Genomic DNA, 17,890 nt, shown 5'->3' on the forward strand with positions numbered 1-17,890 from the left:
TTAAAAAAAAATCGGCAAATGATTTGCCGATTCTTTTTTATATTCAGCTTTGTTTTAGTGCTACCAACTGCTGTGCTTTTTGAAGTTCTATTTCTCTGATTGCTCGAGGCACGAATTGGCGGATCTCATCTTCGTTATAACCGATCTGTAATCTTCTGTCATCGAGGATTATCGGTCTTCTGATCAAAGTCGGATTTTCCTGGATCAGAACAAATAATTCTTTCATTGAAAGTTCGTCTATATCGATGTTCAGATCTTTAAACGCTTTTGAACGTGTAGATATGATATCTTCCGTCCCATCCTCAGTTAAACGCATGATTGCTTTGATTTCATTGATTTCGAGTGGTGTGTGGGCCATGTTTTTCTCTGTGTAAGGGATATCGTACTCCTCTAACCAGGCCTTTGCTTTTCGACAAGATGTGCAGCTGGGTGTTGTAAATAATGTAACCATTATGTATTTCTCCCTTCGCTTGTTTGATTAATAGTTTCTAATGAATCTGTCTACAGTTATAATAGTAGCTTAAATGTGACAAAATGTAAACCCCTTTTTGTCTTTTTTTTGTCAAATTTACATATCGATTTTATATTTTTTTAAAAAAACCCTTAACAACGTCGTCTATAAAATCAAATTTAATTTTGTGTGTTTTAACTGTTTATAATTATTATAAATAAACGCCTATTCAAATAAAAAGAGGTGTACACGACAGTCCATCGAATACACCTCTTCTTATTTTTATTGACGATCAGTAAAAGAGATCGACTAACTCCTCAGTCTCCACTTTACCGAAATATTTATTCACATCTACTTTACTGATTGCATCTCTTATCGCTTCTTTGGTATAGGGTATACCTTGCAGTTCTTTTTCTACGTCTTCGATTTCACCTAAGCCAAAGAAATCTCCGAAGATGCGGATATCTTCGATTTTACCTTTTCTGACATTCATCTTCACTTCCACTGTCCCTACAGATAGACGTTCGCTGCGCTCCATATCAAATGCAGGTGACTTGCCGTAATTCCAATTCCAGTTAGCTGTATATTCAGCAGCAAACGCATCGATTTTTTTCCAGTCTTCTTCTGTCAGGACGTACTCCTTCACATTTTCTTTGGAATCTGTATCGTAGATATGCAGAAGCAGCTGTTCTCTGAAATCCTTGGCATTCATATACTGATATGAATCATCAAGGAAGGGTTTGATGTTCGTCACACGGCTGCGGATGGATTTTATACCTTTTGATTCCAGCTTATGCTTTTTGGGTTTCAGTGCTTTAACGACTGCCTCGATTTGAGAATCAAACATCAAGGTTCCATGCGCAGTCATTCTACCATTCTTGGAATACATGGCATTACCGGAGAATTTTTTCCCATCTATGATCAGATCATTTCTACCTTTTAATTCAGCCCCTTCTACCCCCATCTGGTGCAGAGCATCTATCACTGGCGATGTGAACTTTTTAAAGTCCCGGAAAGAATTACCATCATCTTCAGTAATGAAGCAGAAACATAAGACGCCCATGTCATGATACACGGCCCCGCCTCCGGAAAATCGACGGACAACATCTACTCCGTTCTCTTCCACATAAGCTGTATTGACTTCTTCATATGTGTTCTGGTTTCTTCCTATAATGATCGAATTGTCATTGATATAAAAGAGCAATATCGGTTCATCCAGTTTCACTTCATTGAGCAGATAATACTCTATAGCTAAATTTAATTTAGGATCGTGTATTTCCTTACCGTCACGTTCATTCTTAACATAATACATCCATATCTCTCCTCTTAAATAGTTACTGTCATATCTTTTTGTGCCAGTTGTACAGACACATCCGGTGCTTCTTCCCTTGCCTCTGCGACCAGCTGGTTCAGATCGCCTTTTTGCGGCAAATGAGTAAGCATCAGGTTCTGCACTCCGGCCCGAGCTGCAATTCTGCCACATTCTTTAGCCGTCATGTGGACAGAATGGTTTTCCATCCCTCTGAAGAAATTGCTGTCTGCAAGGAGTAAGTCAGCCTTTGTTGAAAAGGCTATAAAATCTTTTTTATAACCTGAATCAGCTGTGAACACTAATGCTTTACCTGTTTTTTCCTCCGTGATCCGAAAAGCATAGCAGGGTACAGGGTGAATCGTTTTCATATGTTCTATTTTAAATGGTCCGATCGTCAGCTCTGGTTCTTTTGTATAAGCAATTCCCTGACTGACATTTTCAAATGTCATTTTTGCAAAACTATCTTTATCTTCATCGTGACAATATATTGGCAGCAGATGGGGTTTATTCCCATGCTCGTCTTTTTTTAGTAATCGTGTGAACTGCAGAACACCCAGATCAGCAATATGGTCATGATGATAATGAGAGATCAGAACAGCATCCAGTTTTATAGGATCGACATATTTTTCCAAGGCAAGCAGACTTCCACTGCCGGCATCTAAGAGAAGATGAAATCCCTCTGATTCAATTAGGTAAGCACTCGTCCCTACGCCTTTGGTAGGATAACCACCATAGTAACCCAGCACTGTTAACTTCATAATATTGTCCCTTCTTTCCTTTATCTCTATTACTAGAATACGTTTCAGCATAAAAAAAAACAACTAAATCTCTTTTTCTTACAGAGAATTAGTTGTTTTTTTTCCATTCAACTCAATATCACGCTATAAAAATACTATATTGTTTTTTTAAGGTGTTCGAGAGCCTGTTGGCTGACTTCGTTCGCTTGAGCTATACAGTTATTGATTCCAAATCCTTTGATTCCATTCCCGGCCAAATATAGACCAGGATATTTTTCACTCAAAAACTCGAACAAGTTCTTTCTTTTTTCTTCGTGTGTCAATGTAAACTGAGGAATAGCATTCGGCCAGCGCTTAATTATCTTGTAGTTGGGTTCACTATCGATTTTTAACATGCTGGACACATCTTGGATGATTTCTTCTTCTATTTGCTTGTTACTTAAAGACATCATGACCCCGTCTACGCTACGCCCGAAGTAAATCCCCAAAAGCTCTTCGTCCTTATCTTTAAAATGGTTCCATTTTCTATTCAGCCACACAATGCTTTGAATATATGAATTATTCCTTCTGACAGACAGGACCCCGTTGCCTTTAGGCGGATTCTTCAAGGAACCTTTTGGAAAGCTGAGCAGCAAAAAACCCACGGACCCCATCTTGATTTCTTTGAAGTAATCACTTAACTCGATGTCTATGAACAGTTCATTATAAGATCCAGGATCCGTTGCCACAACGAGGGAATCTACTCTCAACTGCTCTTTCTTATTTATATCAAGGATGTACGTATTGTTGATACTTCTTTTTATTTCAGTGACCTTTTTGGAAAATCTTATTTTCCCGCTTACTTTATCGGTCAATTCTCTGGTCAGTGTTTCCAGTCCCTCTTTGAATGTAGCATACATACCATCTCTATCACGCATGTCAGGGTGGTTCTCCAGAACTTTTGTCCAGGTTCCGTATTCCTGTTCCAGTTCTACGATGGGTTCATTGAATCCATGGATCCCGATCTCATCAATATCACTTGTATAGATTTTAGCAAAGTACGGTTCGGCTGCATATTCAGCCATTTCTTCCCCGATACGTTGTGCGAGGTACTCTTTGGTTGTGATTTCTTCATTCGCTTCTTTTCCGGAAAAATATGTATTCCTTAAAAAATCCAATTTCCCTTGGAATGAAATCAAGTCAAGCTTCCATATATCTGTCCGCCTGACGGGAATCCCTTTATACGTAGGACAATCGAAGTTATACAACTTATTGAAAGCATACACATCTTGTTTGCCATTCTGACTTAACTCTATTTCATCCTTGAGGCCTAATTCTTTAATCAGTTCCATTGCTTCAGGTAGCCGTGTATCGATCGACTCGGCTCCTAAATCAATAAACTCTTCTCCAAACTTCATGGTATACAGTTTTCCTCCAGAACGGATGGATGATTCTAAAACGATTATTTCCACAGGTAGCTCTTCCTTATCGACCTGCTGCTGTAAGCGATACGCAATAGTGAGGCCGGTCACTCCGCTCCCAATAATGGCGATTCGTTTTTTGTTTTTGTCCATTCGTCATACCTCACATACTATAATGATATTTTTACGATTCTACTTCATTACTAAAATCAATCCAGGCTTTCTTTATCTTATCTTAGAGCATTTGATTCTAAGAGGATTTTGAAAAGCACTTATAATTGAAGCAATCTTTTCTATTATACCATGAAGCAGATAAAATACATTAAAGTTATTTTACTATACGGTTAACATTATATTAATAAAAAACCATATGACTTTGAGCATTCGATGCTCAAAATCATATGGTCCAGTTTTATTATTTGTTTAATGCGTCTTTAGCTTGATCTGTCAATGATGTGAATGCTGCTGCATCGTTGATCGCCAAGTCAGCCAGCATTTTACGGTTCATATCGATGCCTGCAACTTTTAGTCCGTGCATGAATTTAGAGTAGCTCAAACCATTCATACGTGCCGCTGCATTGATACGTGCAATCCATAATTTACGGAAATTACGTTTGTTTTGCTTACGGTCTCTGTAAGAATACATATATGATTTCATTACTTGCTGTTTTGCAACTTTGAACAAGCGATGTTTTGCACCATAATATCCTTTAGCTAATTTTAATACGCGATTACGGCGTCTGCGAGTGACGACTCCACCTTTTACTCGTGCCATTGTTTTTCCTCCTTCAATACAATCCTAGAAATCTAAATTTTTATTTCATGTAAGCTAATTGCTGTTTGATGCGTTTGTAATCACTGTCTGAAACCATAGCAGATTTACGTAATTTACGTTTTTGTTTCTGCGTTTTGTTCGCAAACATATGGCTACGTTTTGCGTGACTTCTTTTTAGTTTTCCAGAACCTGTTCTTTTGAAACGTTTTGCTGATCCTCTATGCGTTTTTTGCTTAGGCATTATACTTTTCCTCCAATACTCTTCTCTAAAATTTTAAGCAGAATCATAAAGTGATGATTCTATTGCTTATTACTTCTCACTTTTCGGTGCGAGCATCAAGAACATGCTGCGGCCATCCATTTTAGCTTTAGATTCAACTTGTGAAATATCAGATGTTTCTTCCGCCATACGTTCTAATACTTCACGTCCAATTTCCTTATGAGTAATAGCTCGACCTCTAAAACGAATAGAAACTTTTACTTTATCGCCTTTATCCAAGAATTTACGAGCGTTACGCAATTTAGTGTTGAAATCGTGGTCATCAATGGTTGGGCTCAAACGAATCTCTTTAACATTGACGATTTTCTGATTTTTTCTTGCTTCACGTTCTTTTTTCTGTTGTTCATAGCGATATTTTCCGTAATCCATTATACGAGCCACTGGGGGTTTAGCATTAGGAGAAACAAGAACCAGGTCCATACTGGCATCTTCTGCTAATCTCAATGCTTCGTTACGTGAAATGACTCCTATCTGTTCACCGTCTTTACCTATCAACCGTACCTCATTAGCGCGAATACGATCGTTGACAATCATGTCTTTAGCTATGGTGGTCACCTCCAAAGTATTTGCGAGAAAAACACAGAAAAAGACGACATTTCTATTAGCTATAGAAATCCCGCCTTATCTCCGCATAAAAACACAAGTCATTGCGTTTAATTATATATACGTTCATATCTGCCCAGAGATTTGCATCACTTAGGCGAGAAGCGGGGGCTTCTGCTTTGTTTTCTCAACTTTCTAATAATACCATCAATGATCTGTGTTGTCAAATCATTATTTAACTCTTCATTTTTTACCTTCTGTTTTCAGTTTCTCAATGAATGCATCCAATGCGACAGTCTCTGTTTTCTTCTCACCATAACTACGTACAGCAATCGTGCCCTCTTCCATCTCATTGTCACCAATGACAAGCTGATAAGGGACCTTGAGTGTCTGAGCTTCTCTTATTTTATAACCCATTTTCTCATTACGCATATCTACTTCCACACGCAGACCTTGTAATGACAATTTTTCCTGCAGGTCTTTGGCATAGTCGCCGTGGATATCCAGATTAACAGGAATGATTTTAGCCTGGACTGGTGCCAGCCAAGTAGGGAATGCCCCTTTGTAACGTTCGATCAGGTAAGCCACAAAACGTTCCATTGTCGAAACGATCCCTCTGTGGATAACGACTGGACGGTGATTGTCCTGGCCATCTTCCCCGACATATGTCAGATCAAAGCGTTCAGGGAGCAGGAAGTCCAGCTGAACGGTGGACAATGTTTCTTCTGTGCCTAAAGCTGTTTTCACCTGTACATCGAGTTTAGGACCGTAAAAGGCAGCTTCTCCCATGGCTTCAAAGTATTCCAGACCCATTTCGTCCAGAGTATCTTTCAGCATGGATTCTGCTTTCAGCCACATGGCATCGTCGTCGAAATACTTTTCAGTATTCTCAGGATCACGATAACTCAGGCGGAAACGATAGTCCGTTATATCGAAATCTTCGTATACAGCCAGCATCAAATTGACCACACGTCTGAATTCTTCCTTGATCTGATCTGGACGGACAAAGACATGCGCATCGTTCAGGGTCATTTCACGTACTCGCTGCAGACCGGATAGCGCCCCACTCTTTTCATAACGGTGCATCTGACCAAGTTCGGCAATTCGGATAGGCAAGTCTCGGTAACTGCGAACATCATTTTTAAAGACCATCATGTGATGTGGACAGTTCATTGGACGCAGGACAAGCATTTCTCCATCACCCATGTCCATCGGCGGAAACATGTCTTCATGATAGTGATCCCAGTGACCTGATTTTTTATAGAAATCCACGTTGGCCATAATCGGTGTGTAGACATGTTCATATCCAAGATTGATTTCTTTATCTGTAATGTACCGCTCGATGATACGTCTGATCGTTGCCCCTTTAGGCAGCCAGAAAGGCAGACCAGAACCGACTTCCGGATTGAGCATAAACAGGTCCAGCTCTTTACCCAGTTTGCGGTGGTCTCTCTGCTTCGCTTCTTCACGCATCTTCAGATATTCTTTCAGTGCTTTTTTATCAAAAAAGGCAGTACCGTAGACGCGCTGCATCATTTTATTATCTGAATTACCTCTCCAGTAGGCGCCTGCCAGAGAAAGAAGTTTAAAGACCTGGATCCGTCCCGTCGACGGAACATGCACCCCACGGCAGAGATCGGCAAACTCACCTTGTACGTAAATCGAGATGACTTCATCTTCCGGCAAGTCATTGATCAGTTCCGTTTTATATGGATCATTTTTAAAAAATTCTAATGCCTCTTCCCTGCTGATTTCTTTTCTTACGATAGGAAGATTCTCTTTGACGATTGCCATCATTTCATCTTCGATCTTACCTAAATCTTCGTCTGTGATCGGTTCGCTCGTATCTGTATCATAGTAAAAACCATTCTCGATAGCTGGACCTACGCCAAATTTCGCATCCGGATACAGGCGCTTGATGGCCTGGGCCATCAGATGAGCTGTTGAATGGCGAAGGACTGACAAGGCATCTTCATGATCTTGTGTGATGATCTCGAGCATCCCGTCTTCGTCTAAAGAACGGCTGAAGTCTATGAGTTCACCATTCCATTTGGCGGCCAGCCCCTTCTTTTCTAAAGACTTGGCAATACTCCCGGCTATATCTTTCGGTGTTGAGCCCTGTTCCACTTCTTTAACTGTACCGTCAGGCAGTGTGACATTGATTTGTTCGACCATTTTTATTCCTCCTTATATATAAAAAACGTCCCATTGAATAAGTTTACCTCATTCAATGGGACGTCAGAATCATACGCGGTTCCACCCAAAATTTATAGAAAAGTACACGTGTACTTTCTATCTTCATTACTCGATAACGCTGAGGCTGCGACTATTTTTACTCAGGATTCAAAATAGTACTCGAAAGGGGTCTGCGGCAGTTAGTCTTAAGAATGTCCCAGCAGTCATTCTCTCTCTGAAAAGCTATGCTGTCACAGCTGTCTTTCTCTTCGTTTTATTGTAATGATCGTATCATAAGTTCATTCGTTTTACAATACTCCCACCCTATTTATGTCTTCTGTTTTCTCCGGACATCTCTACTTCTTCAGCCAGGAATCTGATTCTTTCCATGATACGCTTCGCCTTCAGCGGTTCGTTTTCTCCACGCTGTGAAAAAGTCAGGTGTTCGTTTTCCAGCTGATCCATATCAAAATTAGACGTGAAGAAAGTCGGGAGTTCCTGCTGCATACGGTATTGAAGGATGACACCAAGGATATCATCTCTGATCCACGAAGACATGGAGTCTGCTCCAATATCATCGATCATCAGGATCTTTGCTCGCTTGAAACTGTCCAGTTTGTCTTCCGTTGTGTTTTTTCCTATCGAATTTTTCATTTCCACAGCGAACGTTGGGAAGTGTACGATCGTCGATGGGTGTCCCTCTTCGGATAGTTCATGAGCGATGGCTCCCAGCAGGTATGTTTTCCCTACACCGAATGCTCCGTGTAAATACAAGCCTTTGTGAAAAGCCTTGGGATTATTAATATATGATGAAATAAACATCATCGCTTTTTCTACAGCCGCCTGTCTTTTTTTCGTTACTTCAAAGGATTCAAAAGAAGCTGTTTTTAAGTCTTTGGGCATGAATACAGAGTTTATTCGATTCATGATCCTCTCTTTTGAGCGCCTGCTGATCAGTTCAGGTGTCGGTTCATACGTTACATCGATTCGATGATTGTTCAGGATAAGCTTTGGCTCATACCCTGGAGCAAGACCTCCGCTCATGTTTTCTGCTTTCTGCTTTTCAGAAACGAATTCATAAAGTTTGGAGGCACTTCTTTCGATCGCTGTTTTATCCAGAAGCTCTTTATTTGCTGCCAGGAATTCACGGACGTCAGGATCGGTGAATACCTGATTTTTCATGATATCTCTGTAAGTCTGATTCAGTTTGCTGGCATCCATCATCTTTTCCAGTTGACTTTTGAGACTTTCCATTATTGGTCACCACTTTTCTGTTTTCGGATTCTTCTCAATTTTTCTCTGAAGGCTTCTTCTTCTTCTGTGCTTAGTTTTTCATCAGTCTGCTGAGCTTCCTTAGCCCATGAGGGTAAGGTTTCTTTTCTACTGCTGGCAGAAGATTTATAGCCCGATTTGTAGCTGGTCTTAGGCCGGGATTGTTTCTGACTGCTTTTATCCCGGACCGAATCGTATAATTCCTTCACTTTCAGCATAGCCTCTTCGGGCGAACTCACTTTATTCTGAGCCCAGTCATTGGCAATTTTACTGGCTAGATTTTTCTCCAGCATCGGAGCGTTTTTCACGACCAGTATATAATTCATCAATATATTGATCACAGCTGTGGATAACGGGGCCTGTTCGACCAGTTCCTTCAACAGCCACGTTTCATTTGACGTGACATAACCGCCTTTTTGCTGTTTGATGGATTTCAAGTATGCATAGGGCTGTGTCTTTTCAGCATGTAAGACGACTTCGATTTCTTCCCTTTTAAATCCTTTCGCTTGCAGTTCCTGCGCTCTTCTCCCGTCATCCAGGCTTCCTTGAGAAGATGATTTAAGTTGTTTCGATTTACCTAAAAAATGATTATGGATAATGCGGGTCAGATTTTTTTCACTGACTTCTCCAGAAGTAATATCTGCCGATTCCATGACGAATTTCTGCATATCCAGTTCATTGATAGCGTAGATCGAATGAAAGGTCTCGATCAGTTTTTTGATATCAGGGGTAAGTGATCTGGAACGGATAAAATGTTTGTTTAATCCCGACATGAAAAAGTCCCAGTCAAAATCACTGTCTTTTAATACATCGTCCACCAGAGAGCGTTTAGTCGTTTGACTGGGTATATCGATAGAATTAAATGTTTCAGTATAGTTTTCCATATTGAAATGGACCACTTCATGGAAAGACTTTGTTATTTCCTGGTATCGATCTGTTGAATGAGCCGTTTTAATGTATTTTTTCTTTAATTCAGAAACGAGACGTTCTCCCACTTTTTCAGTAAGCAGCATTCTCAACATCGTGTCCTGGAAGAACTGCTTCGGATGCAGGGGGGCTTCGATATTTAATAAATAAGTCTCTTCATTCTCCTTATGCTTGTAGACTTTCAGCAAGCCATAGGCTTCAAGTTTGATCCGTGACTCATAATATTCCCGCAGGCCTATATCCAGTTGAGTGATGACATCTGACAGGGTCAATTCTCTGACCTCAGATGTATCCAGATACTCCTTGATCAGCAGATACAGACTTGCTGCCTGCACGCCCATTAAAGGCTGATACAAAGAAAGAACAGTGGATACATTTAAATCAGATAAAATGTCTGACTTTGTCAGTATCAGACTATCTTTCGGGCGAAGATTTTTCCATGGGTAACTCATTATGTGTTTATCCTTTCACTTACTCTTTATCTTTTCTCTTTTTCTCCAGTTCCTTCATCTCCTGCATGAAGACTTCAATGTCTTTGAACTGACGGTAAACACTTGCAAAACGAATATAGGCGACATCATCCAAATCGACAAGTTCTTCCATGACAAATTCTCCGATTTTTGTTGATGGAACCTCACTAAGTCCTAAATCACGGATCTTCCGCTCTACTTTGTTTACGACATTTTCCTGATCTTCTGCTGTCACTGGTCGTTTTTCACATGCTCGTCTAATACCTCTGAGCAATTTTTCTCTGCTGAATTCTTCACGGTTGCCATTCTTTTTGACAACTAGAATAGCACTTTGTTCGATTCTCTCAAATGTAGTAAATCTAAACGAGCAGTTCTCACATTCACGTCGTCTTCTGATAGCCCGGCCGTCGTCAGCCGGTCGACTGTCTATCACTCTGCTTCCATTGTGCTGACATCTTGGACAATGCATATATTTCAGCCCTTTACTTTGGATTTCTTATGCTTATTATACCATATGACTAAAGTGGTGACGAATAGTCATTTTTTGTCAACCAGTCATCGATCTGCCGCTTGGTCTGCTCGCGTGTTCCACTGTTGTCGATGACGACATCCGCTTTGTCTTTTTTTGATTTTAATGGTTCCTGCGCTTCTATGCGTCTAACAGCGGCTGATTCTGTCAGCTGATCTCGTTTCTTCAATCGACTTAATTGGGTTGAATAATCCACATACACCACCATGACTTCATCCACTGCCTTATCATAACCGGCCTCATACAAAAGGGGGATGTCAAGAACGATCAGTTTATGTTCATCTGCACTCAATTCACTCTTCTTCTTCATTATTTCAGTGAAGATCTCTTTTTGAACAAGCGTATTGAGCTGCTGCAGCTTCTTGCTGTCATTAAAAACGATATCCCCTAATGTCTTTCTATCTATGGACCGGTCCTTGTTCAGGATCTCCCGGCCAAAGCATTCAATGACTTTTAAATAGGCAGGTTCTCCCGGTTCCATGACTTCTCGGGCGATCACATCCGCATCAATGACAGGAAAACCTGATTCTTTCAAATAACGACTGACTGTGGATTTCCCGCTGGCAATGCCTCCCGTCAATCCTAATACGTGTGCTATGGCTTGTCACTCCCTGCTTTTTGGCACTGCGGACAATAATGAGTCCCCCGCTGGCCAACTTTGATTTTTCTAATCGTATGCTGACATCGCGGACACACTTCTTCGGTTTTTCCATAAACCGAAAGATAATTCTGGTAACTGCCCTCATCTCCATAAGCATTTGAATACGTACGGATGGTCGTTCCACCTTTTTCGACGGCTTTGTTCATGATACTGATGATCGAAGCTCTCAGTCGCTTGATTTCACTTTCATTCAGTTCATTTCCTTTTCTTTCTGGATGGATATAAGCATCATAAAGGATTTCATCAGCGTATATATTACCTATTCCCACTACGATCTTCTGATCAAGCAGACAGGCTTTTATGGGACGCTCCGTTTTTTTCAAAGCGTTTATTAAATAGGCTGTTTCCAAAGTATCATCTGTGGGTTCAGGGCCCAGATCTTTCATCGATGGATGCAACTCCAAGTCAGCTTTTTCAACTAGACTCATCTTACCGAATTTCCTTACATCCAGATATCTCAATTCTTCCCCGCTGTCAAGTTCAAAGACGACGTGTGTATGCTTAGTCAAGGGGACTTCAGGTCTTTCCAGACGGTACTTCCCTTCCATCCTCAAATGACTGATCAGAACGTCACGACTCAAGACAAACAATAAAAACTTGCCTCGACGGCGGATGTCCTCGATTTTCTGTCCCTGTATCCTCTGCTGAAATTCAGAAACCTGAGGATCTTTAATTATATTATCCCACAGTACTCGGGTATTGACGATCCTTTTGCCGATGATCAGCTTTTTTAATCCGTTTCGAACATTTTCCACTTCGGGTAATTCAGGCATATTTTCAACTCTTTCTCTAGTGTTAAATTCAATAAAAGAAGCGGGAATCGATCCCGCTTCTTATCTTTATCATTTTGCGTCGTACCAGCTGTCTCCATAACTGCTATCGACCTTCAAAGGCACAGAGAGCTGTACTGTATTTTCCATAACTTCTTCTACAAGTTTTTCCAGTTTTTCGATCTCGGCTTCAGGCACTTCAAATATCAGTTCATCGTGGACCTGCAGAAGCATCGTCGCCTGCATCTTTTCTTCTTTGATCCGTTTATTCATTTCGATCATTGCCATTTTCAGTATATCCGCAGCGCTTCCCTGTATAGGTGTGTTCATAGCGGTACGCTCAGCAAAGGAACGTAAATTGAAATTCCTTGAATTGATATCCGGCAGATAGCGTCGGCGATGGAACAGCGTCTCGACATAGCCTTGTTCCTTGGCCTGACGGATTATTTCATCTATGAATGTCTTCACGCCAGGAAAACGTTCAAAATAGGTGTCGATATACTCTTTTGCTTCTTTCCTCGTGATGTTCAGATTCTGTGACAAACCATAGTCACTGATGCCATAGACGATACCAAAATTCACGGCTTTTGCGTCACGACGCATGTTGGGAGTGATCTTTGAAGCATCATCCACATCAAATACTCGCATAGCAGTCGTGGTATGAATATCCTCGTCATCATTAAAGGCTTTGATGAAATGCTCGTCTTCTGAAATATGTGCCAGAATGCGCAGCTCGATCTGAGAATAATCGGAAGCGTATATTTTCCACCCTTTTTCTCTAGGCACAAAGGCCTGACGGATTTTCCTGCCCTCTTCCAGTCGGATCGGTATGTTCTGCAGGTTAGGATCCACCGAACTCAACCGGCCGGTCCGCGCAACAGTCTGCAGGTAACGGGTGTGTATCTTGCTCGTTTCCGGGTCGATCACTTTCAAGAGACCTTCGATATAGGTCGATTGAATTTTAGAAATCTGACGATATTCCAGAATATACTCAACGATCGGTGCCTGGTCTCTCAATTTCTCAAGGACATCCTGAGCGGTTGAATAGCCTGTTTTCGTTTTTTTGATCACTGGATATCCCATTTTCTCAAAGAGAATCACACTCAACTGTTTGGGTGAATTGATATTAAATTCTTCTCCAGCCTCTTTAAATATCTGCTTTTCGACTCTATCAAGGGTTTCCTGGAACTCACCTTTCATTTTTTCCAGTCGCTCAGCATCTGCTGTAATCCCTTGAATCTCCATTTCTGCGAGCACCATGGCAAGCGGCAGCTCCATTTTCTTCAGTAGATCTTCCTGTTCGTTTTCTTTCAGTTCTTTGTCGAGCGTTTCTGAAAGAGTATTAATAGCTAAAACTTTTCGGGCTAAGTGATCATGCATCCGCGATTCGTCTTCCGGCCTGCTGATTTTCTTGCCTTTTCCATAAACCATTTCATCCGGCGAAACACCCTGATAATCATGTTTGACTGCAACATCCACAAGGTCACCACTGCTGCTGTCCTCAGCGGTGAGCAGATATGACGCCAGCATGATATCGAAGCTTATTCCCTTTATGGTCAACTCATTTCTATTCAGTGCAACATAGGTCTGTTTTGCATCATAGACGACTTTTTGCATGGCTTCATCTTCGATCCAGTTTTTGAATGCGTCAGACTGGAAAGCGGTCTTCGGATCTGCAACATATACATTGTCCTTGTTTCCCCAGGCCACACATATGATCTCCGAATGATGATAGTTCTCATCAAGCATTTCTGTATAAAGCGCCATACCATCTTTAAACATGGATGCATCGATTTCTTCCACGAAAGTAGAATCGATCTCCGTGAGCTCTTCAGCCAGTTCTTCCATATAGTCGGTCGTATCCAGCTTGCTTAAATGAGAATTGAAATCCATTTCCTTGTAAAAAGAGATGAGGGCTTCCATGTCCTGACCATCATAATCCAGCTCATCCAGAGAGATCTCAACAGGTGCATCCCGGTCTATCGTAGCAAGTTTCTTACTTAAAAAGGCCGTTTCTTTTTCATCTATCAGATACTCTTTACGTTTTGATTTTTTCATTTCATCAATATGTTCATACAGATTTTCAACGGATCCATATTCATGCAAAAGTTTAAGTGCTGTCTTTTCTCCGATTTTAGTGACCCCGGGTATATTGTCTGAAGCATCACCGGCTAAACCTTTCATATCGACGATCTGCTCAGGCGTTATCCCCATCTCTTCCTGAATGGAATCTTTTGTATGTTCTTTAAGGTCTTTGACACCTTTTTTGGTTATATCGATACGCACGTGGTCAGAAGCCAGCTGGGTCAAATCTCTGTCTCCTGTCAGAACGACGACCTCGAAGCCTTTTTCTTCCGCTTCTCTGGCCAGTGTACCGATAATGTCATCCGCTTCATAATCCGGCAATTCATAGCTTTTCAGACCGAACCCCTTTAAAAGATCTTTCATATAGGGGATCTGTTCAGCAAACTCAGAGGGCATTTTAGAGCGTCCGCCCTTATACTCTTCAAAATATTTATGTCTAAAAGTGGTCTTCCCGGCATCAAATGCGACGAGTGCATGCGTCGGTTTTTCCTTGTCCACAATGACTTCAAGCATGTTATGAAAACCGTATAACGCATTGGTGTGCAATCCATTCCTGTTCTTCATTCTTTCCAGTTGGCTATGCAGTCCATAGAATGCGCGAAAAGCTACGCTATGCCCATCTATCAATAGCAGTTTTTTATTATCGGTCAATTTACTCCACTCCCAGTTGTTATTCCTATGACTATAGTACCAAAATTTCAGGGATAGAAAAAGAGAACGTACCTCAGAGCAGGAAACATCTCGAACACGCTAGGCGTTCCAGATACTCCGTCTTCTCTTCAGTACCTTCTCTAAATATTTTAATTCACAGCTTCAGACTGACTCAAAATCCGTTCAAAAGCATGTTCGAATTTTTCGACATCTCCTGCCCCCATAAAAATAACGACCTCATTTTTATGTTTTAAAAGTGGGGACATATCGTCTTCTGATATGATCTCTTTTCCTTTTTCAGTCTTTTCCAGCAGATCTTGGATAGTGACTTCACCATTCTGCTCTCTAGCAGATGTAAAAATGTCACACAGATAAACGGCATCTGCCAGATCGAGGGCTTCTCCGAATTCATCCATCAAAGCGATCGTCCGGCTGAATGTATGTGGCTGAAAAACAGCGACGATTTCTTTATCCGGATATTTCTGATGGGCAGCATCCAGAGTCGCTTTGATTTCAGCAGGATGATGGGCGTAATCATCAATGATCACAGTGTCCATCACCGTTTTTTCAGTGAAACGTCTTTTGACTCCTGCAAAAGACATCAGACGTTCTTTAACTTTGTCCTGATCCAGACCGTCATAGTGGGCAAAGGCAATAACGGATAAGGCATTCTGGATATTATGCTTACCGAACGAAGGGATAGTGAAGCGTCCATAAAAGTCGCCGCGCACGTAGACATCAAACGATGAACCGTGTGTCGACCGTTCAATATTTTTTGCCTGAAAATCATTATATTCATCAAAGCCATAATAAACGATAGGTACAGAAGCATGTAACTTCTGCAGTCTTTCATCATCCCCGCAGGCAAAGATCGCTTTTTTTATCTGCTGTGAAAACTGTAAAAAGGCGTCCTGAACATCATCGATACTCTTATAGTAATCTGGATGGTCAAAATCTATATTGGTGATGATTGCGTAATCTGTCGCATAAGCCAGGAAGTGTCTTCTGTATTCACAGGCTTCCAGAACAAAGTATTCCGCATCTTTCACACCACTGCCGGTTCCGTCGCCTATCAGGTAACTGGTATCTTTGATGCCGCTTAACACATGGGAAAGCAAACCGGTCGTACTGGTTTTACCGTGTGCCCCTGTGACAGCGATACTGGTATACTGATTACTTAACTCGCCCAAGAAGTCATGGTAACGTTTGATGGGCAGGCCCAGTTCTTTTGCACGGACGATTTCTTCATGCGAATCAGGGAATGCATTACCGGCAATAATGGTCATCCCTTCTTTGATATTATCCTTATCAAAAACGAACATCGGAATACCGGCTTCTTCTAGATTCTTTTGAGTGAAAAAATATTTCTTTACGTCAGATCCCTGTACGTCATAACCTTTATCATGCAGAATCAGTGCCAGCGCACTCATACCTGACCCTTTAATTCCAACAAAATGGTATAGCGTATTTTGTATCATTTTTGTAGTCCTCCAATTATCTCTAACAAGCTAAAATCACATCGTTATATACTATATGACAAATGAATGATAAAAGCTAGTCCTCAGATTCTAAAGTTAAAATATGCTAATGCGTTTGTAAAATCTCCGATACAATAGGACTACCGATCCTTTTTGTTTTCAAATAATCCGGGAACGTTCCGTCTATTCCGGTTATTCCCGCCTTTTTCCTCTTCCATGATCGCTTCCAGCGTACGGTTTAGGCCATAGGCTTTTCTGGTCATCTTTTTCTTCTTATTCAACCCTGGCTTGCTAGTCCTATACTGTTCTGGAGGCTGTTCAACTTTCGCTTTTTCTGTCCGCCACTCATTTTCAAGTTCTTCTGTCAAGTACTCTTCGTATACAATCAGATCACGGGCCTCTTTTTTCATTTCTTCTTTTAATCTCTCGTAATCCACAGCCGGTTTCGTCTCTTTTTTTGGTTTATGGTAGCCATAGATAGGTGAAGGCACTTTGCTCACTTCAAAAGGAGGAGTAATATAACCTCTACGTCTATCTTCCTCTTTATGACTCAAGTATTCTTTAAACCCTTTTTCTACGGTTTCTCTGCTTTTGACATGCTTAGGAAGTGAATAGGCGTCATCAAAAGATACCTGTTTCGTCTTTTTGTTTTTCTGATTTTTTTCTGCTTTACTGCTGGTTTCAAAAAAATCTGTATATTTGGAAGACATCGTTTCCCTCCTCTATCTTAATGGAATGACTGGTTTAGAGTTTGAATTCAGCACCCGTTTCACGGTCATCATCCAGAACCATGATTCCTTTTGACTCCTGGGGAAGGCCGAGTTCTCTTGCTGAACATACCATTCCTTCACTCTTGACTCCTTTGAGTTCTCCAGGCCAGATGATCATTCCGTCGGGCATGACTGCGCCAACCTTTGCAACCACAACTTTCTGTCCTTCAGCAATATTGCCCGCACCGCAGACGATCTGAACGATTTTACCGTCATTGATTTCAGTTTGAGTGACATTTAAATGGTCAGAACCTTCTACCGGTTTACATGTTTGAACATGACCGACGACAAAGTTTGGTCCCTCCTGCAGTTCAAGTGTCACATTGAAGCCAGCTTTTTCGATCAACTTATTCAGTTCAGCGACATCTTCTTCTGATAAAGAAACTGGCCCGTTCGTCAGATCATTTATAATAGACGAAGCATTAAATACGTTGTAACCAACGACTCTTCCAGTTTCTTTATTCGTGATTTCGACCAGATCGTCGACTCTTTTGAATTCCTGTACATCACTTTCACTTTTTTCAAGTAAAACCATCAATACATCTTTCAAACCGTTATTATTATACGTACTTACAAACATTTTATGTTCTCCTTTAATCTTCTG

General features: G+C 41.1%; 17 protein-coding genes and 1 other annotated feature. All 17 genes read right to left on the reverse strand.

The window, feature by feature from the left end; translation table 11 throughout:
• Positions 1-43 precede the first annotated feature (43 nt).
• The 17 genes from spxA to ytpR all read right to left on the reverse strand — a co-directional run bounded on the left by spxA (position 44) and on the right by ytpR (position 17,866).
• A complete protein-coding gene (spxA, locus tag AB4027_RS08305) occupies positions 44-451 on the reverse strand; it encodes a transcriptional regulator SpxA (protein WP_091487634.1) in 408 nt (135 codons plus the stop codon).
• Positions 452-743: 292 nt separating this feature from the next.
• Positions 744-1,763, reverse strand: a complete 1,020-nt coding sequence (locus AB4027_RS08310) for a lipoate--protein ligase (RefSeq protein ID WP_368644989.1) — start codon at positions 1,761-1,763, stop codon at positions 744-746.
• A 14-nt stretch (positions 1,764-1,777) separates the two neighbouring features.
• Positions 1,778-2,521, reverse strand: a complete 744-nt coding sequence (locus AB4027_RS08315) for an MBL fold metallo-hydrolase (RefSeq protein WP_091487638.1) — start codon at positions 2,519-2,521, stop codon at positions 1,778-1,780.
• A 134-nt stretch (positions 2,522-2,655) separates the two neighbouring features.
• Complete coding sequence (hemG, locus tag AB4027_RS08320) at positions 2,656-4,053, reverse strand: protoporphyrinogen oxidase (RefSeq protein WP_091487639.1); 1,398 nt, start codon at positions 4,051-4,053, stop codon at positions 2,656-2,658.
• A 262-nt stretch (positions 4,054-4,315) separates the two neighbouring features.
• Complete coding sequence (gene rplT, locus AB4027_RS08325) at positions 4,316-4,675, reverse strand: 50S ribosomal protein L20 (RefSeq protein ID WP_091487641.1); 360 nt, start codon at positions 4,673-4,675, stop codon at positions 4,316-4,318.
• A gap of 40 nt (positions 4,676-4,715) precedes the next feature.
• Positions 4,716-4,916 carry a 50S ribosomal protein L35 gene (gene rpmI / locus AB4027_RS08330; RefSeq protein WP_091487643.1) on the reverse strand — a complete coding sequence of 67 codons (201 nt, stop codon included), beginning with the start codon at positions 4,914-4,916 and terminating at the stop codon, positions 4,716-4,718.
• Between the two features lie 69 nt (positions 4,917-4,985).
• Complete coding sequence (gene infC / locus AB4027_RS08335; protein WP_091487644.1) at positions 4,986-5,489, reverse strand: translation initiation factor IF-3; 504 nt, start codon at positions 5,487-5,489, stop codon at positions 4,986-4,988.
• A gap of 252 nt (positions 5,490-5,741) precedes the next feature.
• On the reverse strand, positions 5,742-7,673 hold the full coding sequence (thrS, locus tag AB4027_RS08340) for a threonine--tRNA ligase (RefSeq protein ID WP_368644990.1): 1,932 nt from the start codon (positions 7,671-7,673) through the stop codon (positions 5,742-5,744).
• Between the two features lie 53 nt (positions 7,674-7,726).
• Positions 7,727-7,952 (reverse strand) — a binding site (T-box leader).
• 45 nt (positions 7,953-7,997) lie between these two features.
• Complete coding sequence (gene dnaI, locus AB4027_RS08345) at positions 7,998-8,927, reverse strand: primosomal protein DnaI (protein WP_368644991.1); 930 nt, start codon at positions 8,925-8,927, stop codon at positions 7,998-8,000.
• Entirely contained in the window at positions 8,927-10,324 is a 1,398-nt protein-coding gene (locus AB4027_RS08350) for a replication initiation and membrane attachment family protein (RefSeq protein ID WP_368644992.1), read from the reverse strand. The genes dnaI and AB4027_RS08350 overlap by 1 nt, the downstream gene beginning before the upstream one ends.
• Before the next feature lie 19 nt (positions 10,325-10,343).
• On the reverse strand, positions 10,344-10,811 hold the full coding sequence (gene nrdR / locus AB4027_RS08355; protein ID WP_368644993.1) for a transcriptional regulator NrdR: 468 nt from the start codon (positions 10,809-10,811) through the stop codon (positions 10,344-10,346).
• Positions 10,812-10,860: 49 nt separating this feature from the next.
• A complete protein-coding gene (gene coaE, locus AB4027_RS08360) occupies positions 10,861-11,451 on the reverse strand; it encodes a dephospho-CoA kinase (RefSeq protein WP_368644994.1) in 591 nt (196 codons plus the stop codon).
• Between the two features lie 14 nt (positions 11,452-11,465).
• Positions 11,466-12,305: a DNA-formamidopyrimidine glycosylase gene (mutM, locus tag AB4027_RS08365; protein ID WP_368644995.1), complete on the reverse strand. Its 840-nt coding sequence runs from the start codon at positions 12,303-12,305 to the stop codon at positions 11,466-11,468.
• Positions 12,306-12,374: 69 nt separating this feature from the next.
• The gene (polA, locus tag AB4027_RS08370; RefSeq protein WP_368644996.1) at positions 12,375-15,038 is read right to left on the reverse strand and encodes a DNA polymerase I; all 2,664 of its coding nucleotides are present in this window, start codon (positions 15,036-15,038) and stop codon (positions 12,375-12,377) included.
• Positions 15,039-15,187: 149 nt separating this feature from the next.
• Positions 15,188-16,516 (reverse strand): UDP-N-acetylmuramate--L-alanine ligase, encoded by a 1,329-nt coding sequence (gene murC / locus AB4027_RS08375; RefSeq protein WP_368644997.1) that lies wholly within the window; start codon positions 16,514-16,516, stop codon positions 15,188-15,190.
• A gap of 140 nt (positions 16,517-16,656) precedes the next feature.
• A complete protein-coding gene (locus AB4027_RS08380; RefSeq protein ID WP_368644998.1) occupies positions 16,657-17,226 on the reverse strand; it encodes a hypothetical protein in 570 nt (189 codons plus the stop codon).
• Positions 17,227-17,260: 34 nt separating this feature from the next.
• A complete protein-coding gene (gene ytpR, locus AB4027_RS08385) occupies positions 17,261-17,866 on the reverse strand; it encodes a YtpR family tRNA-binding protein (RefSeq protein ID WP_091487662.1) in 606 nt (201 codons plus the stop codon).
• Positions 17,867-17,890 lie beyond the last annotated feature (24 nt).

Origin of the sequence: Alkalibacterium putridalgicola (assembly GCF_040959045.1) — a bacterium.
Classification (GTDB): domain Bacteria; phylum Bacillota; class Bacilli; order Lactobacillales; family Carnobacteriaceae_A; genus Alkalibacterium; species Alkalibacterium putridalgicola.